This is a genomic window from Streptomyces sp. CAU 1734 (assembly GCF_039888735.1).
Lineage (GTDB): Bacteria > Actinomycetota > Actinomycetes > Streptomycetales > Streptomycetaceae > Streptomyces.
The window spans coordinates 132543-155900 of the sequence record NZ_JBDQQP010000016.1 but is presented as its reverse complement, the minus strand read 5'-3'; the positions used below and the strand labels follow the sequence as shown (position 1 = coordinate 155900).

18 protein-coding genes are annotated in these 23358 nt (G+C 74.2%); 11 read left to right on the top strand and 7 right to left on the bottom strand.

Annotated elements, in window-relative coordinates; translation table 11 throughout:
- Nucleotides 1-153: 153 nt before the first annotated feature.
- A complete protein-coding gene (locus AAFN69_RS28015; protein ID WP_347731626.1) occupies nt 154-801 on the bottom strand; it encodes an N-acetylmuramoyl-L-alanine amidase in 648 nt (215 codons plus the stop codon).
- 320 nt (nt 802-1121) lie between these two features.
- Here AAFN69_RS28015 and AAFN69_RS28010 point away from each other — a divergent pair, with 320 nt between their 5' ends.
- From AAFN69_RS28010 to AAFN69_RS28000, 3 genes are all read left to right on the top strand, one after another.
- Nucleotides 1122-2084 carry a D-2-hydroxyacid dehydrogenase family protein gene (locus AAFN69_RS28010; protein WP_347731625.1) on the top strand — a complete coding sequence of 321 codons (963 nt, stop codon included), beginning with the start codon at nt 1122-1124 and terminating at the stop codon, nt 2082-2084.
- Nucleotides 2085-2424: 340 nt separating this feature from the next.
- Complete coding sequence (locus AAFN69_RS28005; RefSeq protein ID WP_347731624.1) at nt 2425-3612, top strand: transposase; 1188 nt, start codon at nt 2425-2427, stop codon at nt 3610-3612.
- Between the two features lie 271 nt (nt 3613-3883).
- Entirely contained in the window at nt 3884-4690 is an 807-nt protein-coding gene (locus AAFN69_RS28000; RefSeq protein WP_347731623.1) for a 2,3-dihydro-2,3-dihydroxybenzoate dehydrogenase, read from the top strand.
- A 41-nt stretch (nt 4691-4731) separates the two neighbouring features.
- Here the strand turns inward: AAFN69_RS28000 and AAFN69_RS27995 are convergent, their stop codons facing one another.
- The 6 genes from AAFN69_RS27995 to AAFN69_RS27970 all read right to left on the bottom strand — a co-directional run bounded on the left by AAFN69_RS27995 (nt 4732) and on the right by AAFN69_RS27970 (nt 13905).
- Entirely contained in the window at nt 4732-6120 is a 1389-nt protein-coding gene (locus AAFN69_RS27995; RefSeq protein ID WP_347731622.1) for an adenylosuccinate lyase family protein, read from the bottom strand.
- Nucleotides 6117-8135, bottom strand: a complete 2019-nt coding sequence (locus AAFN69_RS27990; RefSeq protein WP_347731621.1) for an FAD/NAD(P)-binding protein — start codon at nt 8133-8135, stop codon at nt 6117-6119. Before AAFN69_RS27990 ends, AAFN69_RS27995 begins: the two co-directional genes overlap by 4 nt.
- A 108-nt stretch (nt 8136-8243) precedes the next feature.
- Complete coding sequence (gene asnB / locus AAFN69_RS27985) at nt 8244-10103, bottom strand: asparagine synthase (glutamine-hydrolyzing) (protein ID WP_347731620.1); 1860 nt, start codon at nt 10101-10103, stop codon at nt 8244-8246.
- Nucleotides 10104-10176: 73 nt separating this feature from the next.
- Nucleotides 10177-11646 carry an MFS transporter gene (locus tag AAFN69_RS27980; protein ID WP_347731619.1) on the bottom strand — a complete coding sequence of 490 codons (1470 nt, stop codon included), beginning with the start codon at nt 11644-11646 and terminating at the stop codon, nt 10177-10179.
- Between the two features lie 103 nt (nt 11647-11749).
- Entirely contained in the window at nt 11750-12220 is a 471-nt protein-coding gene (locus tag AAFN69_RS27975) for a hotdog fold thioesterase (RefSeq protein WP_347731618.1), read from the bottom strand.
- Complete coding sequence (locus tag AAFN69_RS27970) at nt 12217-13905, bottom strand: class I adenylate-forming enzyme family protein (protein ID WP_347731617.1); 1689 nt, start codon at nt 13903-13905, stop codon at nt 12217-12219. Before AAFN69_RS27970 ends, AAFN69_RS27975 begins: the two co-directional genes overlap by 4 nt.
- A gap of 399 nt (nt 13906-14304) precedes the next feature.
- Between AAFN69_RS27970 and AAFN69_RS27965 the strand changes: the two genes are divergently transcribed.
- The 8 genes from AAFN69_RS27965 to AAFN69_RS27930 all read left to right on the top strand — a co-directional run bounded on the left by AAFN69_RS27965 (nt 14305) and on the right by AAFN69_RS27930 (nt 23311).
- Entirely contained in the window at nt 14305-16206 is a 1902-nt protein-coding gene (locus AAFN69_RS27965) for an AMP-binding protein (protein ID WP_347731616.1), read from the top strand.
- Entirely contained in the window at nt 16203-17339 is a 1137-nt protein-coding gene (locus AAFN69_RS27960) for a beta-ketoacyl synthase N-terminal-like domain-containing protein (RefSeq protein WP_347731615.1), read from the top strand. Before AAFN69_RS27965 ends, AAFN69_RS27960 begins: the two co-directional genes overlap by 4 nt.
- A complete protein-coding gene (locus AAFN69_RS27955; RefSeq protein ID WP_347731614.1) occupies nt 17336-18289 on the top strand; it encodes a beta-ketoacyl synthase N-terminal-like domain-containing protein in 954 nt (317 codons plus the stop codon). Before AAFN69_RS27960 ends, AAFN69_RS27955 begins: the two co-directional genes overlap by 4 nt.
- A 37-nt stretch (nt 18290-18326) precedes the next feature.
- A complete protein-coding gene (locus tag AAFN69_RS27950; RefSeq protein ID WP_347731613.1) occupies nt 18327-18596 on the top strand; it encodes an acyl carrier protein in 270 nt (89 codons plus the stop codon).
- Complete coding sequence (gene fabG, locus AAFN69_RS27945; protein ID WP_347731612.1) at nt 18593-19378, top strand: 3-oxoacyl-ACP reductase FabG; 786 nt, start codon at nt 18593-18595, stop codon at nt 19376-19378. The genes AAFN69_RS27950 and fabG overlap by 4 nt, the downstream gene beginning before the upstream one ends.
- Nucleotides 19379-19565: 187 nt before the next feature.
- Nucleotides 19566-20741: a 3-deoxy-7-phosphoheptulonate synthase gene (locus AAFN69_RS27940; RefSeq protein WP_347731611.1), complete on the top strand. Its 1176-nt coding sequence runs from the start codon at nt 19566-19568 to the stop codon at nt 20739-20741.
- A 48-nt stretch (nt 20742-20789) separates the two neighbouring features.
- Entirely contained in the window at nt 20790-21413 is a 624-nt protein-coding gene (locus tag AAFN69_RS27935) for an isochorismatase family protein (RefSeq protein WP_347731610.1), read from the top strand.
- Nucleotides 21410-23311, top strand: a complete 1902-nt coding sequence (locus tag AAFN69_RS27930; protein WP_347731609.1) for an anthranilate synthase family protein — start codon at nt 21410-21412, stop codon at nt 23309-23311. The genes AAFN69_RS27935 and AAFN69_RS27930 overlap by 4 nt, the downstream gene beginning before the upstream one ends.
- The last annotated feature ends 47 nt before the right edge of the window (nt 23312-23358 follow it).

Below are 23358 nucleotides of genomic sequence, written 5' to 3'. Positions count from 1 at the left end.
GGTCCGGCGGATGAGCGCGGGGCGCGCACCCCTGGCGCGTGCCCCTGCCGGGAGCGGGGTTCCGTCCGGCGGCCGGAGGGCGCGCGGCCGTGTTCCCGCCGGGTGGGCGGGACGCGGATCCGGCCCGGTCGCGCCCGCCGGGCCGCCGGGCCGTCAGGTGGGGCGGGACCGGCGGACCCGGTCCAGGACGTCCTCGCGCTGGCCGGCTCGCACGGGCCCGGGGCAGGCGTGCCCGCCCCAGGCGCCGCCGCCCATGGAGTGGGTGCCCAGGCCCCGGCCCTGCGGGGAGTCCGTCACGGTCAGGGGCCAGCCGTGCTCGCGGGCGCCCCAGGCGAAGACGCGTGCGACGGAGTCGACCTGGGGGCCGGTGAGCGGTTTGCCGGTGAAGCCGGATGTCTCGATGGAGACCCATTCGAGATTGCCCGCGCGCTGGGTCCAGGAGCGGTCGTGGACCGAGACGTACTGCTCGATCTCGCCCGCCTGGGAGACCCAGAAATGGGACGAGGTCTCCGTGGCGGGGTTGGAGAAGCGCTCGAACAGCGAGCCCTCGCCCTCCTGGACGTGCAGGATCAGGCCGCGCTGTCCCGCCCGCCCGCCCCGGCTGAAGTTCTCGCCGATCGGCTTGCGGGCGATGCCGGGCATCCATCCCGGGGGCAGGGACGCGGCCGACGCGACACGGGGCGGGGCCGGAGCGGCGCGGGGCGGCGGGGCGGGCGGGGCCGGGGGGCCGGGGGGCCGCTCGCGCAGGAGGACGGCCGCCGACACCGGGGCGAGGACCAGCCCGCCCCCGAGAAGGAACATGCCGCGCCGGGTGGGTCCGCCGGCCGGCCGCCGGTGTGTGCGCGCCGCGGGTTCCTCCGGGTCGCGGCGCCGGTGTTTCGGCGTCACGGGCGCCTCCGTACCGGTGTGCCGGGGTGTCTGCGGCTGTGGTGGGGAGTGGACATGGCGAACAACGTGACCTGCGGATGTGACCGTCAGCTGATGGCCGTGTGATGGGAAGGCAACAGCGTGCGCCGGGGGCGGCGGAGCGCTCCCCCGGCAGGGGTGCAGGCGGGGGCGGCGGGTACTGTCGGCGCTCACCGGCACCTGTTGGGAGGGGCCGGGTTCCCCGAGGGGTTGCCGTGACGAAGCTGCGCTGTGCGGTGCTGGACGACTATCAGGGCATCGCCCGCTCGCTGGCCGGCTGGCCGGGGATCGCGGACCGGGTGGAGACCGCATTCCTGGACACCCATATCGCCTCCCCGGACGCGCTCGTCCAGGCCATCGGCGCGTGCGAGATCGTGGTCGTGATGCGCGAGCGCACTCCCTTTCCCGCCGGTCTCCTCGCCCGGCTGCCCCGGCTGCGGCTGCTGATCACCTCGGGGATGCGCAATGCCGCGATCGATCTGGAGGCAGCCGCCCGGCAGGGGGTCACCGTGTGCGGCACGAGCAGTAATTCGGAGCCGCCGGCCGAGCTGACCTGGGCGCTGATCCTCGGCCTGGCCCGCGGGGTGGTGGCGGAGAACACCGCGCTCCGTGCGGGCGGGCCGTGGCAGCACACCCTGGGGGCCGATCTCCACGGGCGCCGCCTCGGGCTGCTGGGGCTGGGCAGGATCGGCACCAAGGTGGCGCGGGTCGGGGCCGCGTTCGGGATGGAGGTGACGGCGTGGAGCCCGAATCTCACCCCGGAGCGGGCCCGGGAGGGCGGGGCGGTGGCGGCGGCCTCCCGGGAGGAGCTGCTGGAGAGCAGCGACTTCGTCTCGGTGCATCTGGTGCTCGGTGACCGGACCCGGGGGCTGATCGGCGAGAAGGAGCTGCGGCGGATGCGGGACAGCGCCTATCTGGTGAACACCTCGCGGGCGGCGATCGTCGATCAGGCGGCGCTGCTGCGGGCGCTGCGGGAGGGGTGGATCGCGGGAGCGGGCGCCGATGTCTTCGAGACGGAGCCGCTGCCGGCGGACGATCCGCTGCGCACGGCGCCCCATTTCCTGGCCCTGCCGCATCTGGGGTATGTGACCCGGCGCAACTACGAGGGGTATTTCGGCCAGGCCGTCGAGAACATCGAGGCGTTTCTGGCGGGCAGCCCGGTGCGGGTGCTGGCCTGAGGGCTCCCGTCCCGGGGCCGTGAGGCTCCCGCCGGGCCGCGCCGGGTCACGGCCGCGCGCGTGACCCGGTGCCCCGCTCCGGCCGGCCCTCGTTCCGGCCCGGCCCCGCTCCCCCGCCGCCGCCTTCCCGGTGCTCCGTTGCCTCCGGTGCCGCGCTCCCCTTCCGCTCTCCTCCGCTCTCCTCCGCTCTCCTCCGAGCCCTTGCGAGCCCTTCCGGCCATGGGTTTCGGCCTCGAGGCGGCCACGACCGCAGGGCGGTTCCGCCCCCCTACGGTGGCCGGGGCGTTGAGTCAAGAGCGTCTCAGCCGACGGTCCGTCAGTGATGAGACTTGGGGATACCGTGACGAGCAGCACCTTGGAGATCTCGCGCGATCAGTGCGCGCCCCCGGCCGGCGGCGGGGCCCACAACGCCGTTCTCGACGAGCTGAGTTCCACCCTGTTCGCCTCGCTGCCGCGCAGTGACCAGCGGCGCAAGGGGGTCCAGTACATCCAGGGACTGCTGCGGGCGAACGGGCGGAAGTCGATCCGCAACATCGCCAAGCTGGTCGACGGCGCGGCCTCCGAGCAGAGTCTGCACCACTTCGTGTGCAGTTCCACCTGGGACTGGATGCCGGTGCGGCAGGAGCTGTGCCGCTATCTGGCGCGGGTGGCCCCGCCGCAGGCGTGGGTGGTGCGGCCGGTGCTGATCCCGAAGGCGGGCGAGCACACGGTGGGTGTCGGCCGGAGGTTCGTCCCGACGCTCGGCCAGGTCCTCAACGCCCAGCAGGCGGTGAGTGTCTGGGCGGCCTCGCCGGAGCTGAGCGCGCCCGTCAACTGGCGGCTGCATCTGGCGGGCCGGGCGGACGAGAGCCCGGCGGGGCGCGGGGGCGCCGAGACGCTGGGCGACTGCGCGGTGGACGCGTTACTGGAGATGGCCACCGGCCGGCAGCGGTCGGACGGGTGGCCGGTGGTGGTGGACGCGCCGGAGCTGGCGACGCCGGGACTGCTGGGCCGGCTGCGGGCGGCGGGGGTGCCGATGATGGTCCGGGTGCAGGGCACCCTGCCGCTGACCCCGGCCGGTGCCGGGTCCTGCCGGTACGGCGACGGCGCGCTGCCGGCCCACCGGATTCTGCGGATGGTCGCCGAGCTGCGGCGTCCGGCGTCCGTCGCGGACGCGGCGGGTCCGGGCACCCGTACGCTGGTGGCCGGTGTCCGGGTGAATCTGTCCCGGCCGGCGGGCGGGCCGGGAAACGCCTGGGGCGGCGGTGAGTTCGTGCTGATCGGGGCCGGGCCGCACGGGCGGCGGTGGCCGACCGAGCTGTGGCTGAGCGATCTGGTGCATCTCCAGCCCGCCGCGCTGTTCCGGCTGAGCCGGCTGGCCGGCCGGGTGGACCGGGATTTCGCCGAGATCGCCGACCGGGTCGGGGTGCGGGATTTCGTGGGCCGCTCCTACAACGGCTGGCACCGGCATGTGACGCTCGCGTCGGCCGCCCACACGGTGGCCGCGCTCACCGGGGCGGGCGGCGAGCGGCTGGACGCGGCGAGCTGACTCCTCCGCCGCTCCCCCCGGGGCGGACCTGATGGACTATCGGCTCACCTGACGGAGTGCGCGGGCGCCGGTTGCCGGGCGTGCGCGGTCCGCGCAGGATCGGGCGGGGGTCCCTCCCGGCGCCGGCGCGGCGCGCGGGGCGGTGCTCCCCGGATCCGCCGGGAGCGGGCGGGTGTTCTCCCCGGCCGGGCGGTTTCCCGTACGAGATGCCCTGAGCGAGCCGAACCGGTCCCCGGCGCCGTCCACCGCGGCGCGCCGCGAGAGGAGAGCCATGAGCAACGCGAACGACGCGAGCAGCACGGAGCGTACGGCGGAGAAGGTCGCCCTGGTCACCGGCGCGGCGGGAGGTATCGGCGCCTTTGTCGCGGGGGCGCTGGCGGAGCGCGGTGTCACGGTGGCGGCCGTCGACCGGGACGGTGCGGGGCTGCGCGAGCTGGCCGGCAAGGCGGCGGCGGACGGGTACCGGATCGAGGCGTTCGAGGCCGATGTGAGCGACGGGGCGGCGGTCGAGGCGGTGGTGGCCGAGGTGGAACAGCGGCTGGGGCCGGTGGAGTTCCTGGTCAACGCGGCGGGGGTGATGCGCTTCGGTGATGTGCTGGATCTCGGTGACGAGGACTGGCGGGCGACCTTCGCGGTGAACACGGACGGGGTGTTCCATGTGTCGCGGGCGGTGGTGCGGGCGATGGTCCCGCGGGGCCGGGGGGCGGTGGTGACGGTGGCGTCCAACGCCGCGCTGGTGGCGCGGGCCGGGATGGGCGCCTACTCGGCGTCGAAGGCCGCCGCGGCGATGCTGACCAAGGGTCTGGGGCTGGAGGTCGCCCGGCACGGCATCCGCTGCAATGTGGTGGCGCCCGGTTCGACCGACACGCCGATGCTGACGGCGCTGTGGGCGGACGAGAGCGGCCGGCGGGCCACCGTGGAGGGCTGCCTGGAGACCTTCAAGGGCGGTATACCGCTGGGGAAGCTGGCCGTTCCCCGGGATGTGGCGAACGCGGTGCTCTTTCTCCTGTCCGACGAGGCGAGTCACATCACTCTCCAGGAGCTCACGGTCGACGGGGGTGCGACGCTCGGGGTCTGAGGCGGGCGCCGGCCCGGACCGCGAGTCCGGGCCGGCGCCGCTCAGTGGCGTACGGCGCGGTCCACCAGGCCCGCGGCGGCGCCGGTCCAGCCGGCCGGGTCGCAGAGTGCGGCGAGTTCGTCCGCGGGCAGGACGGCGAGGAGTTCGGGCACCTCGTGCAGGGGTTTCCCGGTGTGTGTCGCGGTGGCGGAGGCTTCGGTGAGGAGCTGTTTGGCCGCCGCCTTGCCCAGGCGGGGCGCGAGGACGGCGGCGACGCGTTCGGAGACCACCAGGCTGCCGGTCATGGCGAGGTTGGCGGCCATCCGTTCGGGCCGGACCTCCAGTCCGCGGGCGAGTTCGACGGCGGTGTGGGCGGCGCCGCCGGCCAGTCGCAGGCATTCGCGCAGGAGTTGCCATTCGGCGTGCCAGGGTCCGGCCGAGCGTTCGTCCTCGGAGACCAGGCACTGGGTGAGGCCGGCCGCCATGACGGGCACCTGGAGTGCGGCGGTGCGGATCAGGGTGGCCAGGACGGGGTTGCGTTTGTGGGGCATGGCGGAGGAGGAGCCGCGTCCGGCGACGGCGGGTTCGGCGGCCTCGCCGACCTCGGTGCGGGTCAGCGACTGCACGTCGACGGCGATCTTGCCGAGGGCGCCGGTGGTGAGGGCGAGGGCGGCGGCGAGGTCGGCCATCGGGGTGCGCAGGGCGTGCCAGGGCAGTACGGGGGCGGCCAGGCCGGTCTCGGCCGCGTAGGCGGCGACCAGGCGTTCGGCCCAGTCGCCGGGGTCGGGGCGGCTGCCGCTGTCGATGCGGGCGTATTCGAGATAGCCGGCGAGGGTGCCGGCCGCGCCGCCGAGGGAGACCGGCAGGCCGTCCCGCAGCAGCGCGGCCAGGCGCCGTTCGGCGTCGAGGACGAGCAGGCGCCAGCCCGCGGCCTTGAGTCCGAAGGTGATGGGCACGGCCTGGAGGGCCAGGGTGCGGCCGGCCATCACGGTGTCGCGGTGGCGGACGGCCAGGACGGCGAGGGCCTCGGCGGTGCGGTTGAGGTCGGCCCGGATGATGCGCAGGGTGCGGGCGGCGACGAGCATGGCGCCGGTGTCGAGGATGTCCTGGCTGGTGGAGCCGCGGTGGACGTATTCGGCCGCGGCCGGGTCCTCGGCGGCGACCACCGCGGTGAACGCCCGGACCAGGCCGACCACCGGGTTGGCGGTCTCGCGGGAGGCGAGTGCCAGGGCCCGCAGGTCGAGCCGTTCGGCCCGGGCGCAGCGGGTGATGGTGTCGGCGGCGGCGGGCGGGAGGGTGCCCAGCCGTGCCTGTGCGCGGGCGAGCGCGGCCTCCGCGTCGAGCATGGCCTGGAGCCATGCCCGGTCGCAGACGGCGGCTTCCGCCGGTGTCCCGGCCCGTACGGGTGACAGGAGTCCGGCGTCGGTCGGGTCGTGGTGCGGGCCGCTCACTCGTGTCCCGCTTTCTCTCGTCCGGGCGGCGGGGACCACTGCCGTGCCGGTGCGCCGGCGGCGGCGTGGAGGGCCGGGATGCCTCCGGTGTCGGCGGCGGAGACGTCGGCGTCGGTGGCGGCGAGGGCGAGGAGGGCCCGGGCGATGGAGTCGGAGTCGCCGAGGGTGACGGAGTCCACGCCGGGGCGGATGCCGGCGGCGGTGACCCAGTGGACCGATTCGGTGGGGACGCCGTAGGCGTGGCGGCGCGGGTGTTCGCGTCCGCCGGCGTTGAGCAGCCGGTAGGGGCGGGCGCCGACGGCGAGTCCGCCGGTCTGGTAGGCGCCGTCGCCGCCGACGCGGTAGGCGGCGGCCTGGCCCTCGGCGAGGAGGGTGCGGATGAGCGGGTCCTGGGTGCGGCGGACGTCGGGTTCGGGCAGGCGGGCCTCGATCAGGACGGTGGCGTGCAGGGGCGGTCCGGGGACCGCGGTGGATTGGGCGACGTAGACGTGGTGTTCCGGGTCGACCCTGATGTCGGTGGCGGGGCCGGTGAGGTCGAGTACCCCGGCCTCGATGAGCGCGGACATCTCCTCGATGCGGGAGGCCGGCGGGCCGATGGAGAGGAAGGCGTTGAGGGGGGTGTACCAGCGTTCGAGGTGGTCGCGGTGGGAGTTGGGCCGGAGGCCGCTGTGGTCGACCGCGACGCGTATCTCGTTGCGCAGGTCGCGCAGGACGTCGAGGGCGGCTTTGACCGGGCCGCTGAGGTTTCCGGCGCGGGCCAGTTCGATGTCGCGGGCCAGGTAGTCCAGGAGCCAGCCGCGGAAGTGGGCGCGGTCGGTGAACTCGATGTCGCGGTAGGGGCGGTTGAGGAGGTCCCAGTCCCAGCGGTCGGCGGGGTCGATGGCGTACGCGTCGAGGAGGGGTTCGAGTTCGCCGGCGGCGGTCAGGTAGCGGGCGGTGAACTCCTCGCGTTCGGCGGCGCGGCCGAGGGTGTCGAGGAGGGTGCCGTAGTGGACGCTCTCCACTTCGCGGGCGATGAGGGGCCAGAGTTCGGCGCGGAAGTCGACGGGCCAGCCGGCCGCGACCCGGCCGCGCAGTGCGGCGACGAACGCGGTGGTGAGCAGGCGGGGGTGGTGGCGTCCGTCGACGCCTTTCTCGTTCTCGCCGCGTGCGTGGTAGGGGATGCCGCGGCGGGAGGTGGCCCAGAGTCTGGGTTCCTGTCCCGATGCCCGGTAGACGAGCCGGCCGCCGGAGCGTTCGAAGGTGCCGCCGCGGCCGGAGGTGAGGAGGGTCATGTGGTCGAAGAAGTTGAGGCCCAGTCCGCGCAGCAGCACGTTCTCGCCGGGGGCGATGCCGCTGAGGTCGAGGTCGGCGGGGTTGCCGGGCGGGTAGTAGGCGAGGTCGGCCTTCTCGGCGTGGAGGGCGAGTTCGCGCTCCGCGGGGAGGGGGTCGGAGGGGACGTGGCCCTGGGCGAGGACGACTCCGGCCAGGTGGTCGAGTTCGGTGCCGTCGGCGAGGCGGACGCGCTGGGGGCCGTCGGGGGTGCCGGGGGTGTCGGCGAGGGCGACCGCGCGGGTGCGGTGGACGCGGACGGTGATGTGGGCGGGGATCGAGGCGAGGACGCGGCCGAGGCAGTCCTTCAGGTAGCGGCCGTAGAAGGCGCGGGTGGGGTAGTCGTTGGGGCCGAGGTCGCGGGCCTCGGCGAGGGTGCCGTCGTCGTGGCCGGCGGTGTCGGTGCCGCGGGCGAGCCGGCGGGCCCATTCGTGGAGGCTGGGGCCGGGTTCGACGGGGCCGTCGATGCGGACGCTGGCGTCGGTGTAGAGGGTGATCTGTGAGGCGACGGTGTTCATCAGCAGGTGGCGGGACTGGTCGGGGCGCCAGACGGCGCCGGCGCCGGGTTCGGCCGGGTCGACCAGGTGCACGGTCAGAGGGGGGCCTGCGGGCGCGTGGCGCTCGTTGGCGCACAGGCGTTCAAGGACGGACAGCCCGCGCGGCCCCGCCCCGATGATGGCGATCCCTATCGGCTTGCTGCTCATGGGTCCCTCCTCCGTTTCGGCGGCTGTGCCGGTCCGGGGCGTGCCCGGCCGGCGCCCCGCGCCGGTGGGACCGGCCGCCGGCGCGGGGGTGATGCCCTGTGCGGGGGTTCAGATCTCCAGGTCGACGTCCTGGCCGCGGAGCCAGAAGTCGAGGGCGAGAACCAGCTCGGTGCCGGTGCGGTAGCCGGGCTGCGGGTTGTCGGCGGTGGCGGCGGCGAGTGCCTCCTCGTCGAGGAATTCGCGCACCGGGGCGTCGGGTCCCTCGGTGGCGCGTTTGAGGGAGGCGCGCAGTCCGTCGAGGTAGTGCTGGTCGCGGGTGGTGGGGTAGGGGGCCTTGACCCGGTCGGCGATCTCGGGGGGCAGGAGGTCGCGGGTGGCGGCGCGCAGCAGGCTCTTCTCGCGGCCGTCGAAGGACTTCATGGCCCAGGGGGTGTTGAAGACGTACTCCACCAGGCGGTGGTCGCAGAAGGGGACGCGTACCTCGAGGCCGACGGCCATGCTGGCGCGGTCCTTGCGGTCGAGCATCCAGGGGAGGAAGCGGGTGAGGTGGAGGTATCCGATCTCGCGCATGCGGCGGTCGGCGGCGGTTTCGCCGGGCAGCCGGGGCACTTCGGCGAGTGCCTCGTGGTAGCGCTGGGCGCGGTAGCCGCGGAGGTCGATCTTGTTGAGCAGTTCGCGGCTGATGAGGGATTCGCCGGGGCCGCTGCCGGGGCCGGAGATGCCGGTGCCGAAGGGCGGGGCGAGCCAGGGGAAGGTGTCGGCGGCGAGGGTGTCGGGGTGGTTGAACCAGCGGTAGCCGCCGAAGATCTCGTCGGCTGATTCGCCGGAGAGGGCGACGGTGCAGTGCCGGCGGACCTCTTGGAAGAGGAGGTAGAGGGAGGTGTCCCCGTCGCCGAGGTCGAAGGGGAGGTCGCGGGCGCGCATGACGGCGTCGCGGGCGTCCTGGTCGAGCAGGTTTCGGGGGGAGAGGGTGACGACGCGGTGGTCGGTGCCGGCGTGGCGGGCGAGGAGTTCGGCGAAGGGGGCGTCGGTGGTGCCGCGCCAGTCGTCGGGTCGGAAGTGGTCGGCGTGGTGGTCGAAGTTGAGGGCGAAGGACTGGATCGGTTCGAGGCCGAGGGCGGTTCTGCGGCGGGCGGCGAGGGCGGTGATGACGCTGGAGTCGAGTCCGCCGGACAGGAGGGTGCCGACGGGGACGTCGGCGACGAGCTGGCGGTCGACGATGTCCTCCAGCAGCTCGCGGACGCGGCCGATGGTGGTGTCGAGGTCGTCGGTGTGCTCGTGGGATTCGACGGCCCAGTAGCGGCGCGGGGTGTGGCCGCCGCCGCGGGTGATCCGCAGGGTGTGGCCGGGGCGGAGCTCGTACATGTCCTTGTAGACGGCGTGGCCGGGGGTTTTGGTGAAGCCGAGGAGTTCGGCCAGGCCCTCGGAGTCGATGGCGGGGCGTACGGCGGGGTGGGCGAGGATCGCCTTGGGTTCGGAGCCGAAGAGGACTCCGCCGCCGGGCAGGGGCCGGTAGTAGAGGGGTTTGATGCCCAGGCGGTCGCGGACCAGGAGGAGTTCGCCGGTGCGGTTGTCCCAGAGGGCGAAGGCGTACATGCCGTTGAGGTGGCGGGTGAAGTCCTCGCCCCATTCGAGGTAGGCGTGGAGGACGACCTCGGTGTCGCTGGAGGTGCGGAAGGTGTGGCCGCGGCCGGTGAGTTCGCGGCGCAGTTCGCGGTGGTTGAAGACCTCGCCGCTGTAGGTGAGGGCGATGACGGTGTCGCCGTCGTGTTCGAAGAGCATGGGCTGGCTGCCGCCGGCGGGGTCGACGACGGAGAGCCGGCGGTGGCCGAGGGCGACCGAGGGGCCGAGCCACAGGCCGTGGGCGTCGGGCCCGCGGCAGGCCATGGTGGCGGTCATCGCGTCGGCGACCGCGGCGGTGACGGGGGCTGCCGGGTCGAAGGAGACCCATCCTGCTATTCCACACATGAGGTGCCGTCTCTCCAAGTGGGGGCGGGGGGCGGCGCGCCCGCGGGGGCGGGCCGCCCCGTTCCGCGGGGTGTCAGGACCGTTCGGCGGGCCGCGCGGCGGGCGGCGGGCTGAAGCGCTTGAAGGTCCAGGTCGTCCACATCACGACGAGGACGAGGAGCATGCTCGCGAGGGCGGCCCAGGCCATCGCGACGGACCAGTCGTGGCTGGTGGGTTCGGTGCCGGCGACGGTGAAGAAGAGGGCGCCGATGACGGCGACGCCCGCGGCGCTGGCGAACTGCTGGGTTGTGGTGAGGATGCCGGAGGCGATGCCGGCGTCCTGGGGGCGGACGGTGGTGAGGGCGGCGCCGAAGAGGGCGGGCAGGACGACGCCGTTGCCGGCGCCGATCAGGCCGAGGCAGATCACGACCCAGGGCAGGCCGACGGTGGTGTCGGAGACGGCGAGCGGGACGGCGAGCAGGAGGAGGCCGAGTGCGGTGACGGCGCCGCAGACCACGAGGGCGTTCATGCCCCAGCGGGCGGTGAGCCGGCCGCCGACCATGGAGGTGATGGTGAAGGCGATGCCCATGGGGGCGAACATGAGGCCGGCCTGGAAGGGGCCGAGGTTCATCCCGGACTGGAGGAGCAGGGTCAGGGTGAACATGAAGCTGCCGAAGTAGAGCATGAAGGCGACGCTGGCGATGACGCCGCCTCGGAAGGATTCGCTGCGGAAGAGGGAGAGGACCAGGACGGGGTCGCCGCCGCGGGCGGCCAGGGTGCGCTCCCAGTGGAGTGTTCCGAGCAGGGCGGGGACGGCGAGGACCATGCTGATCCAGGTCCAGGCGGGCCAGCCGGAGACATGGCCCATGGTGAGCGGTACCAGGAGCAGGCCGAGGGCGACGGAGACGCCGATGGCGCCGAGCGGGTCGAGTCCGACGCGGGAGGCGCTCTTGCGCGCGGGGAGGATCTTCATGGCGGCGATGGCGATGACCAGGCCGATGGGGACGTTGATGAGGAAGATGTTGCGCCAGCCCAGTCCGGCGAAGTCGGCGGCGATGAGGGCGCCGCCGAGGACCTGTCCGGCGATGGAGCCGAGTCCGGCGGAGACGCCGTACCAGGCCATCGCGCGGCCCTTCTTCTCGTCGGGGAAGTACGCGGTGATGATGGCCAGGACGGGGGGCACCATGACGGCTCCGGCCAGGCCCTGGGCGAGGCGGGCGACGATCAGCTGCTCGGGGTTGACGGCGAGGCCGCACAGGCCGGAGGTGATCGCGAAGGCGATGGTGCCGATGACGAAGAGGCGGCGGTGGCCGTAGCGGTCGCCGAGGCGGCCGGCGGTGATCATGCCGGCGGCGTAGGCGAAGGCGTAGCCGCCGACGATGAGTTCGAGTGCCGCGGGGTCGGCGTGGATGCTGCTCTCCAGGGAGGGCGCGGCCACGTTGACGACGAAGAAGTCGAACTGGGCGAGGAACATGGCGGACAGCAGGACGAGGAGTACGGGGCCGATGCGCAGGGTGGGCGGGGGTGCCGTGGCGGGCTCGTACTGGTCGTGGACGGTGGTCATCGGTCTCCTCGGGGCCGGGGCGGCCCGGCGGCTGTGACGGGCAGCGGGGATGGGGTGGGGTGGGTGAGCGGTGGGCGGGGCCCGGTGGGGGTCCGCCCGGGTGTCAGCCGCGTCTGCGTCTGCCGTGGATGGCGCAGGTGATGCGTGCGGTGCAGACGCGGCGGCCGGTGTCGTCGGTGATGACGATTTCGTAGCCGGCGGTGGTCTCGCCGAGGTGCAGGGCGGTGGCCACGCCGGTGACGGTGCCGCCGCGCACGGGCAGATGGTGGGTGGCGTTGAGGTCGACGCCGAGGGCGATGCGGCCCTCGCCGGCGTGGAGCGCGGCGCCGAGGGAGCCGAGTGATTCGGCGAGGGCGGCGGAGGCGCCGCCGTGGAGCATCCGCTGGAGCTGGGTGTTGCCGGCCACGGGCATGGTCGCCACGATCCGGCGGGGTCCGGCTTCCAGGAAGGTGATGCCCATGCGGGCGGCGAGGGTGGCGGCGCCGGCTTCGTTGACCCAGGCGGCGGTGGCTTCGGGGCCGGCGCCGGCGGGTGGTGCGGGCAGCAGCGCCGCGGGGGCGGCGTCGGTGGTCACTCGGGGTCTCCGGCGGCCGTGGCCGCGGGGCCGGCGGGCCGGTGGTTCTCCAGGGTGGCGTACTTCTCGCGGAGTTGGCGTTTGAGGACCTTGCCGGTGGGGCCGACGGGGATGGCGTCGGGGCCGGGTGCGATCTCCAGGAGGGCGAGCGGGGGCTGGCCGGCGCGGGCGAGGGTGGTGTTGGCGCGCCGCAGCAGGTCGTCGGGGGCGGCGTCGGTGCGCAGGGTGACGACGGCGGCGGGGACGGTCCGTCCGCGGAGGCCGGCGGCGACGATGGAGCAGTCGGCGATTTCCGGGAGGTGGAGGAGGAGTTCCTCCTCCATGAGCGCGGAGTAGCCGTCGCCGGTGTCGGTGCGGATGCGGTCGACGGCGCGGTCGACGTGGTAGTAGTCGCCGTCGGCGGAGCGGCGGACCAGGTCGCCGGAGAGCCAGTAGCCGGCGAGCATGGAGCGGTAGGTGGTGTCGGAGTCGTTCCAGTAGCCGTGGGCGAGGGAGTCGCTGCGCACGCCGAGGAGGCCGACTTCGTCCGGGTCCGCCTCGGTGCCGTCCTCGCGCAGTACGGCGACGTCGGCGATGGGTACGCGGGTGCCGAGGTGGCGGGCGCGGGCGGGGGAATCGGGGGTGAGGACGCGGCGCAGGGCGGCCCAGCCGAGCTCGGAGGAGCCGAGGCCGTCGTCGATGACGGAGCCGGGGGTGGTGGTGCCGTCGGGGGCGGTGGTGGTGCCCAGGCGCATGAGCCGGCGCATGTGGGCGTCGTGGCCGCAGTCGCCGAGGTTGACCCAGACGGCGACGGAGTCGAAGTCGGCCGGTTCGGGGTCGTGGGTGGCGAGGTGGGAGAGGGCTTCGTTGAAGGCCAGGACGACGGTGGGGCGGTGGGTGGCGCAGCCGCGCGCGATGCCGGGGCCGGTGGTGTCGGACCAGCCGATGGTGGGCACTCCGGCGAGGAGCGAGTAGAAGGTGAAGGCGATGGCGCTGGAGTGGGACTGCGGGGCGCCGGCGAGGACCACGACGCCGTCCTGCTCGGGCTGGTTGACGAGCCGGTAGCAGGCTCCGGCGGTGCTCTGGCGGTGGGCCCAGATGACCGGTTTGGGGTTGCCGGTGGTGCCGGAGGAGTGGCAGATGACGACGGGGTCGTCGTCGCCGTGGCGGAAGAGCCGGGAGGACTTGGGGGCGCGGGTGCCGAGGACGCCGGTCTCGCTGTCGAGGGCGGTCCAGCGCAGTTCGGGGAGTTCGCGTTCGCGGCCGGCGAGGAGGGTGAGCCGTTCGGCGTCGGTGAACAGGCCGGTGGAGCCGGTGCGGCGGACGAGGCCGAGGGCGAGCTCGGGGAGCATGCGGCCGTTGATGAGGACGCCGATGGCGCCGATGCGGGCCAGGGCGGTGAGGTGGACCTGGTAGGCGAAGGTGTCCTCCAGGTACACCGATACGCGGTCGCGCGGTCCCACGCCGCGGTCGAGGTACCAGGCCGACCAGGCGTCCGCGAGGGTGTCCAGGTCGCGGAGGCTGAATTCCGACCGGAGGGTGCCGTCCGTCCAGGCCAGCGGCCGGTCGGCGAGGAGCACCGGCAGGTCCGGTGCCGGGCTGGTCTCGACGGCTGCGCGCCAGGCGTTTCCGCCGCCGAGGCCGGGGAGTTCGGCGAGCTTGAGGCGGGCGCCCTGGGGCAGCAGCGTGTGGGACGTGAGCGGCATCGGTTCTCCTGGCTTCGGTCGGAGAGTTCTGTGGTGGACGGGGGAAACCTCGCCGGACGACGCGTACCGGAGTGCTCCGGGGCAGGGGGCCTCCGGCGCCGGCCGGCTCCGGCTGTCGCCTTCCCGACGCTAAGGGCGCTCCCCCGGCTCCGCCAGCACGGACCGGAAAGTGCGTCAGGTCCGCGATCCGGGTGGTGATGTCACTTCAGGGTGCCGTGCCGGACGGGCCGCTGTGGGTGGGCTGACACAAACTTGTGAGCGGCTGACATGGACTTGACGAACTCGCGATCGGGCCGCTGACGGGCGGAATCCGGCTCGGTTACGGTCCTGGCGAATCCTCCGGAGCCACCGGAAGCCGTTACGGCCGGCCGTCGTACAGCCCGACAAGGAGCCCGTCCTGTGTCGTCCGAGCGGATAGCAGATGCCGTGGAGCGGTTGCGCCACATCGTGGCGTCCGTGGTCGAGATCGAGGTCGCCGAGGTGGCGGCCGAGGCTTCCTTCCAGCGTGATCTGAAGGTGGACTCGCTGGAGAAGGTGGAGATCGCCGCGCGGATCGAGTGGGCGTTCGGGGTTTCGCTCAATGACGAGGAGGCCGGGGGGATCGACAGTGTTCTCGCGGCGGCGGCGCTGCTGGCGGAGCGCGGGGGGCGGGAGCGGGAGCCGGGCGGGCCGGCGGCACCGGCACCGGCGGCACCGGCGGCACCGGCGGCGGCGGGCGGCGGGGTGGTGGCCGGGACGGCGGTGCCGGCGGCGGCCCGGGTCCCGGCGGCCGCCGCGGCGGCCGGGCCGGCGGACGGGACCGATCTCGTACATCGCCTGACGGGTCGTCATGTCGCGGCGGGGCGGGCGGCGCACACCGCCTATCTGGATCCCGATCTGGGGGCGGTGTCCTATGCCGCGCTGCACGAGGCGGCCCGCGGTTACGCCGGTGCCCTGCGGGCCCGGGGGGTGGCCCCCGGCACCCGTGCCCTGGTGGTGGCCGAGGACTCCGCGGCCACCGTCGCCGCCGTGCTGGGGCTGTGGTGGCACGGCTGTGTGCCGGTCCCGGTCAGCCCGGTGCTCGGCGAGGCCGACCGCGAGCTCATCGCCGCCGACTGCGCGGCCGGGGTCCGCCATCTCGACACCGCGCCCGCCGGGCACGGCGGCCGGGGTGTGGTCCTCACCGGTGACGAGGTCCGCACCGGTATCCGCACCGGCGCCCTCACCTCGGCCAACCGTCCCGACATCGCCCGGGACCCGGCCGGGCACCGGGAGGGGCGGGCCGCTCTGATCCAGTACACCTCGGGCAGCACCGGGGAGCCCAAGGGCGTCCGGCACTCCGCCGCCGCGATCGTCGCGATGCTGGACGGTTTCGGCGGGCTGCTGGCGCTGCGCACCGACGACATCGTGCTGTCGACCGCCCGGATGTCCTTCGGGTACGGCTTCGGCAGCTCCGTGCTGTGCGCCCTGGACGCCGGCGCGACCACCGCCCTGATCCGCGGCGCGATCGATCCGCGCACCGTGCGGGGCGCGCTGCTGCGGCACCGGCCCACCGTGCTCTGCTCGGTGCCCCGGCTGTACGCGGCCCTGGCCGGCTCCGTGCACCCCGGGGACGACGAGGTGGCGGCGCTGCGCCTGTGCCTGACGGCCGGCGAGAACTGCCCGGCCGATCTCAGCCTCCGCGTCCAGAAGGCTTTCGGGGCGCCCGTGATGAACTGCCTCGGCGCCACCGAGGTGATGCATGTGGTGGTCGCCACCCCGCCGGACCGGCCGATGCCCGGACGGGCCGGGCTGGCCGTCCCCGGCACCGTCGCCACCGTCCGCGACGAGCACGGCCGGCCGGTTCCCGACGGGGTGGAGGGGCGGCTGCACATCGCCGGGCCGACCGTCTCGCTCGGCTATCTCAACCGCCCCGACGCCGGCCGGACCGCCTTCGCCGACGGCGGTCTCTACACCGGCGACCTGGTGCGCCGCGAGGCGGACGGCGCCCTGACGCATCTGTGCCGGGCCGACGACGTGCTCAACCTCGGCGGCTACAAGGTGCCCCCCGCCGAGATCGAGACCGTGATCCGCACCGTCGACGGTGTCCGCGACTGCGCGGTGGTCGGCCGGCCCGACGCCGACGGCCTGGAGTGCGCGGTCGCCTTCCTCGTGCCCGACGCCGGCGCGGACGAGGACACCGTCCGCCGCGCCGCCCGGGCCGCGGTCCGCGCGGGCCTCGTCCCCTACAAGCGCCCGGCGCGGGTCGAGTTCGTCGCCGCGCTGCCAGCCACGGCCACCGGCAAGGTGGCCGCCTACCGACTGCGGGAGCAGGCATTATGACCTGGGACATCACCGGGATGGGAGCGGTCGCGTGCAATGGCGGCACCCCGTCGGACATCTTCGACGCGCTGTGCGCCGGCCGTGACGGCCTCGGCCCCCTTCAGGTCTTCGACCACGACAAGTACCGTGCCCGGCACGCGTACGAGATCAGCGACCGGGCCGTGCCCGGGGTCGACGAGCCCGGCCGTGCCACCCGCTGGCTCGTCGCCGCGATCGACCAGGCGCTGGCGGACGCCGGCCTGCCGGGAGATCTCGCGGAGGTGCCGGTGCTGGTCGGCACCACGCTCCAGGAGCAGCGCAGCGCCGAGCTCTGGTGGCGCCACGGCGCCCCGCTGGACCCCGCCGACCTGCACTTCGGCACGGCGCTGCGGGAGCGGTACGGAGCGGCCCGCACCTACACCTACGCCAATGCCTGCGCCGCCTCCCTGTACGCGCTCGCCATGGCGACCGATCTGATCGAACTCGGCGAGGCGGACACCGTGGTGGTGGCCGGCACCGACGCGATCGGCGAGAGCGCCTTCGGGACCCTGGACCGGGTGCAGAACGACGTGCCCGACGCGCTGCGCCCCTTCGACCGCTCCCACCGGGGGATGCTGATGGGCGAGGGCGCCGTCGCGGTGGTGCTCACCCGGGCCGCCGGTCCCGGCCGGCGGGTGCATGCCCGGCTGCGCGGGGTGGGCGTCAACTGCGACGCCCATCACCCCACCGCCCCCGATCCGGAGGGCATCACCCGGGTGCTGCGCGACGCCCACCGGCGGGCGGAGGTCTCGCCCGAGGACATCGACCTGGTGATGCTGCACGGCAGCGGCACCCCGAAGAACGACTCCACCGAGGCCGCCGTGCTCTCGCGGATCTTCGCCCCCGGGAGCGGGCCGCTGATGACGGCCGTGAAGTCGATGACCGGGCACACGCTGGGCGGTTCGGGCCTGCTGAGCCTGACGATGGCGGCGCTCGCCGTGCAGCGCGGCCAGGTGCCGCCCGTACTCGGCCTGACCGACCCGGTCGAGGAGGCGCGGGAGCTGCGGCTGGTGCGCGGGGGCCCGGCCGTCGGCCAGGATCTGACGCTGGCCCAGATCGACGCGTTCGGCTTCGGCGGGATCAACGCCGCCGCGATACTGGAGGCAGCCCGATGAGCACAGCGCATCCCGCCGCACCGGCCGCCCGGACGGCCGAGGTCACCGGTGTCGGACTCGCCGTCCCCGGGCTGACCCTGCCCGACGAGCTCCTGGGCACCGTCCGGGAGGGCGGCTTCGACCCCGTCACCGGACTCACCGGGCGCGATCTGCGGCACAAGGACCGCGCCTCGCGGCTGGCGCTGCGCGCCGCCGTTCCCGCGCTGCGGGACGCCGGCCTGTTCGGCGACGGCGGCTACCGCGGCCCCGGGGACACCACCGCCGTGGTGGTGTCCACCAACACCGGCATCCTGGAGAGCGTCTGCACCTTCGCGGACACCATCGCCCGGGACACCGTGCTGGGGCTGAGCCCGCTCGGGCTGCCGCAGACCTCCAGCAATGTCATCGCCGGCTCGGTGGCGATGGCGCACGGACTGCGTGGGCCGAATGTGACCCTGTGCAACGGGCCCACCAGCGGTCTGGACGCCCTGTACTGGGCCCGTGCGCTGATCGTCGCCGGCCGGGCGGACACCGTGCTGGTGATCGGTGTCGAGCCGGCCGGCGACTCCGTCACCAAGCTGCTCGGCGCGCCCGCGCTGGACGGTGCCGTCGCGCTGGTCCTGGAGCCGGCCGGCCGGGCCGCCGCCCGCGGCACCGCGGTCCGCGCGACCGTGACCGGCTGCGCGCGCGGCGCGGATCTGGCCGCGGCCATCGCCCGGGCCGGCGGGCACACCCCCGATCTGTGGCTGACCTCGGACGCGGCCGATCCGGGGGCGCCGTCCGCCGAATCGGTGCTGGACGCGGCCACCGGGCTCGGCGCCGCCTCCGGTGCGCTCGGGCTGCTCCAGGCCGCCGCCGGTGTGGCGCATCTCGACGAACACCCGGACCACAGCGTGCTGGCCACCTGCGGGGAGGACGGGGACGACGCCGTGTCCGCGGTGTACCTCGCCGGCCCGCAGCGCACTCCCTGACCGTTCACCCTCCCGACCCACGAGAAGGAGCAGCCCCATGGCCGCGAACACCACTCTGCCGCTCGATGTCGAAGAGCTGCGCACCGTCGTCGCCCAGGCACTGGACCTGCCCGCCGAGGAGGTCACCGACGACGCCCGTTTCAAGGAGGACCTGGAGGTCGACTCGCTGATCTCGCTGGAGATCGCCGTCCGGGTCGAGGAGCGCTACGGCGTGAAGATCGACGAGTCGCGGCTGGCCGAGATCGGCAGCCTCCGGCTGGTGCGGGAGATCGTCGAGGCCGAGCTGAGCGCCGGGTCCGCCGCGTGAGCGCCGCCGGCACCGGGTCCGGCGACGGGCCCGGCCCCGCACCGGACCCGCGGCCGGTCGCGCTGGTCACCGGCGGGTCCCGGGGCATCGGGCGGGCCGTCGTGGTCCGTCTCGCCGAGGACGGATACGACATCGCGTTCTGCTACCGCTCGGACGAGGACGCGGCCCTCCTGACCGCCCTGGAGGCCGAGAAGGCCGGGGCGCGGGTCCACCACCGGCGGGTCGATGTCGCCGACGCCGCGCAGGTGCGGGAGTTCGTCGGCGCGGCCGGGAAGGAACTCGGCCCGCTGTCGGCGGTGGTCACCTCGGCGGGCATCACCCGGGACCGGCCGCTGGCGCTGATGGCCGAGGACGAGTGGCGTTCGGTGATGGACACCAATCTCGACGGCACCTACAACGTCTGCCGGGCGGCGGTGTATCCGCTGATCCGGCGGCGCCGGGGGGCCATTGTCACCCTCTCCTCCATCGCCGGTGTGCACGGCAGCGCCGGCCAGACGAACTACGCGGCCTCCAAGGCCGGGATCATCGGCTTCACCCGCTCGCTGGCCAGGGAGTGCGGCCGTTACGGCATCCGTGCCAATGCCGTCGCCCCGGGCCTGATCGCCACCGACATGACGGCCGGCCTCCCCGCCGAGGTGGCCGAGCGGCATCTCGCGGGCATTCCCCTCGGCCGGGCCGGCACCCCGGAGGAAGTGGCCGATCTGGTCTCCTTCCTGGTCTCGGACCGTGCCGCCTACATCACCGGGCAGGTCGTCGAGATCAACGGCGGTCTGCCGGGCTGACCGGCCCGCCGCCGCCCGCGGGCGGACCGGGCACGGCACCCCCTCTGCTCCCCGGGGCGCGGCGTCCCCTCCTGTGCGAGGGGTGTCCCCCGTCCCCGTCCCCGCGGTGCGGCATTCCCCGTTCCCGGGATCACGTGCGAGGGCATCCCCACCCGACCGCAACCCCGGCGCCACATTGGAGACGCTCGTGGACAACGTGTTGAGTGACATCCGAGTCCGGCCGGCACTGCACCAGCCCGACTGGCCCGACTCGGCGCAGGTGGACCTCGTGCGGGAGACGCTGCTCTCGCGCCCCGCGCTGGTCCGGGCGGCCGATCTGTCCGTACTGCGCGAGGCCCTGGCCCGGGTGGCCGCCGGCGAGGCCATGGTGGTCCAGGCCGGGGACTGCGCGGAGGACCCCGCCGAGTGCACCACCGCCGACGCCTCCCGCAAGGCCGCGCTGCTCGATGTGCTGGCGGGCACCCTGCGGATGAACGCGCACAAGCCCGTGATCCGGGTGGGCCGGATCGCCGGCCAGTTCGCCAAGCCCCGCTCCAGCTCGACCGAGACCGTGGGCGGCATGGTGATCCCCACCTTCCGCGGCCACATGGTCAACGGCCCCGACCCGCACCCGGAGGCCAGACGGCCCGACCCGCTGCGCATCCTCAACGGCTACCTGGCCGCCGCCGACATCATGGAACACCTCGGCTGGTACCGGCACGCGGCCGGGCGGGACCCGGTCTGCGCGCAGGTGTGGACCAGCCACGAGGCCCTGCTCCTCGACTACGAGATCCCCATGCTCCGCACCGGCGACGACGGCCGGCTGTTCCTCGGCTCCACCCACTGGCCGTGGATCGGGGAGCGGACCCGCCAGCTGGACGGGGCCCATGTGGCGCTGCTGTCCGAGGTGAGCAACCCGGTCGCCTGCAAGGTCGGACCGGGGATGGAGCCGGAGGAACTGCTGGGCCTGTGCGAGCGGCTCGATCCGGGCCGGGAGCCCGGCCGGCTGACCCTCATCACCCGGATGGGCGCGGAGCTCATCTCCGGGCGGCTGCCCCGGCTGGTCGCGGCCGTCCGCGCGGCCGGGCACCCGGTGATCTGGCTGACCGATCCGATGCACGGCAACACCGTCACCGCCCCGGACGGCAACAAGACCCGGCTGGTGGAGACCGTCACCCGCGAGGTGCTGCGGTTCCAGGAGGCCGTCACCGCCGCGGGCGGGGTCTGCGGCGGCCTGCATCTGGAGACCACCCCCAGCGATGTCACCGAGTGTGTCTCGCAGGGCGAGGATCCGGGGCGGGTCGGCGACAAATACATCACCTTCTGCGATCCGCGGCTCAATCCGCAGCAGGCCGTCTCCGTGGTCTCCGCCTGGAGCGGCTGAGCCCGGGATCCTTTCCCGACACCGAGAAAGAACCTGGAGGACCAGGCCATGTCCGGTATCCCTCCCATCGAGCCCTATCCGCTGCCGTCCGCCGGTGATCTGCCGGCCAACACCGCGCAGTGGGAACCCGACCCGGACCGCGCGGTGCTGCTCGTCCACGACATGCAGCGGTACTTCCTGGCCCCCTTCCCGCAGGGCCTCCGGGACGAGCTGGTGAGCAATGCCTCGGCCCTGCGCGACCGCTGCGCCGCCCTCGGTGTGCCGGTGGCGTACACCGCGCAGCCCGGCGGGATGACGCCGCGGCAGCGCGGGCTGCTGAAGGACTTCTGGGGTCCGGGGATGCGCCCGGACCCGGCCGACCGCGAGGTGGCCGGCCCGCTCGCGCCGGCGGCGGGCGACTGGATGCTGACCAAGTGGCGCTACAGCGCCTTCTTCAACACCCCGCTGCTGGAACGCATGCGGGAGACCGGCCGCGACCAGCTGATCATCTGCGGTGTCTACGCCCATGTCGGTGTGCTGATGTCGGCCGTGGACGCCTTCACCCATGACATCCAGCCGTTCCTCGTCGCCGACGCGGTGGCCGACTTCTCCGAGCAGTATCACCGCCTGGCCGTCGACTACGCCGCCGAGCGCTGCGCGATGGCCGTCACCGCCAAGGAGGTCTTCGCGTGAGCGGGAACATCACCGGCCGGGCCCGGGGCGGCGATCCGCTCACCCGGATCCTGGCCGGCCGGGCCGGGGCGTACGCACTGCTGCACCGCCCGGAGTCGGCGGCCGGCGCCGACACCCTGGAGGTGCTGACCGGTGAGATCAGCGAACCGGCGACCCTGGACGCGCTGCCGCTCCCCGCCGGGCCGTCCCGGCCCGGCGCGCACCACGAGGTGCTGGCGATCGTCCCCTACCGGCAGCTGGCCGAGCGCGGTTTCGCCGTCCCCGACGACGGGGCGCCGCTGATCGCGCTGACCGTGACCGGCCAGCGGCGCGTCCCTCTCGCCGAGGCGCTGCCCCGGATCCCCAGGGTGGCGACCGCGCTGCGCGGCGGGCACTTCGACATCGACGACGAGGCGTACGAGGAGATCGTCCGCACCGTCGTCGAGCGGGAGATCGGCACCGGGAAGGGCGCGAACTTCGTCATCAAGCGGTCCTTCGTCGCCGAGATCACCGACTACGGGCCGCACAGCGCGCTCTCGGTCTTCTCCCGGCTGCTGGCCCGGGAGGCGGGCGCCTACTGGACCTTCCTGATCCACACCGGGGAGCGGACCTTCGTGGGCGCCTCGCCGGAGCGGCACATCAGTGTCGACCGCGGGACGGCCGTGATGAACCCGATCAGCGGCACCTACCGCTATCCGCCGGCCGGGCCCACGCTGAGCGGGGTGATGGACTTCCTCACCGACCGCAAGGAGGTCGACGAGCTGTACATGGTCGTCGACGAGGAACTGAAGATGATGGCCCGGATCTGTGACGGCGGCGGCCGGATGACCGGCCCGTATCTGAAGGAGATGGCCAGCCTCGCGCACACCGGGTATCTGATCGAGGGGCGCACCGGCTGCGAGGTCGGCGAGATCCTGCGGGAGACGATGTTCGCGCCCACGGTGACCGGGTCGCCGCTGGAGAGCGCCTGCCGGGTGATCGAGCGGTACGAGCCGGGGGGCCGCGGCTACTACAGCGGTATGGCCGCCCTGATCGGCCGGGACGAGGCCGGGGGCCGGGCGCTGGACTCCGCCATCCTGATCCGCACCGCGGCCATCGACGCCGCCGGCCGGGTGGAGGTCGGGGTCGGCGCGACCCTGGTGCGCCACTCGGACCCGGCCTCCGAGGCGGCCGAGACCCGGGCCAAGGCGTCCACTCTGCTGGCCGCGCTGGAGCCCGTCGGCCCGGTGCGCTTCGACGACCATCCCGAGGTCCGGGCGGTGCTGGAGCGGCGCAACCGCACCATCGCCGATTTCTGGCTGCGCGACGGCGCCGGCCGGACCGCCGAGCAGCCCCGGCTCGCCGGGCGGCGCGCGCTGGTGGTCGACGCCGAGGACACCTTCACCTACATGATCTGCCATCAGCTGCGGGCGGCGGGGATCGGGGTGACGGTCAGGCGGTTCGACGAGGAGTACTCCCTCGACGGCTGGGACCTGGTGGTGATGGGCCCGGGTCCCGGTGATCCGGGCGAGGCCGGCCATCCGAAGATCGCCCATCTGCGGGCGGCGGTGGAGGAACTGCTGGAGCGCGGCGGGCCGTTCGTGGCGGTGTGCCTGAGCCATCAGGTGCTCAGCCTGGCGCTGGGCTTCGGCGTCGCCCGGCTCCCGGCCCCCAATCAGGGGCTCCAGAAGCCGGTGGATCTGTTCGGCGCGCGCGAACGGGTCGGCTTCTACAACACGTTCGCCGCGTGGAGCGACGAGGACAAGCGCGAGGTGGAGGGCGTCGGTGTGGTGGAGGTGAGCCGGGACGCGGAGAGCGGGGAGGTGTACGCGCTGCGCGGCCCGCACTTCGCGTCCATGCAGTTCCATCCGGAGTCGGTGCTCACCCGGGACGGGCCGCGGATCCTCGCCGGTGCGGTGCTGGACGCGCTCGGGCTGTGACCGGCCGGGGCGCCGGGGCGGTGCGCGGGCGGGGCACCCCGGCGGGG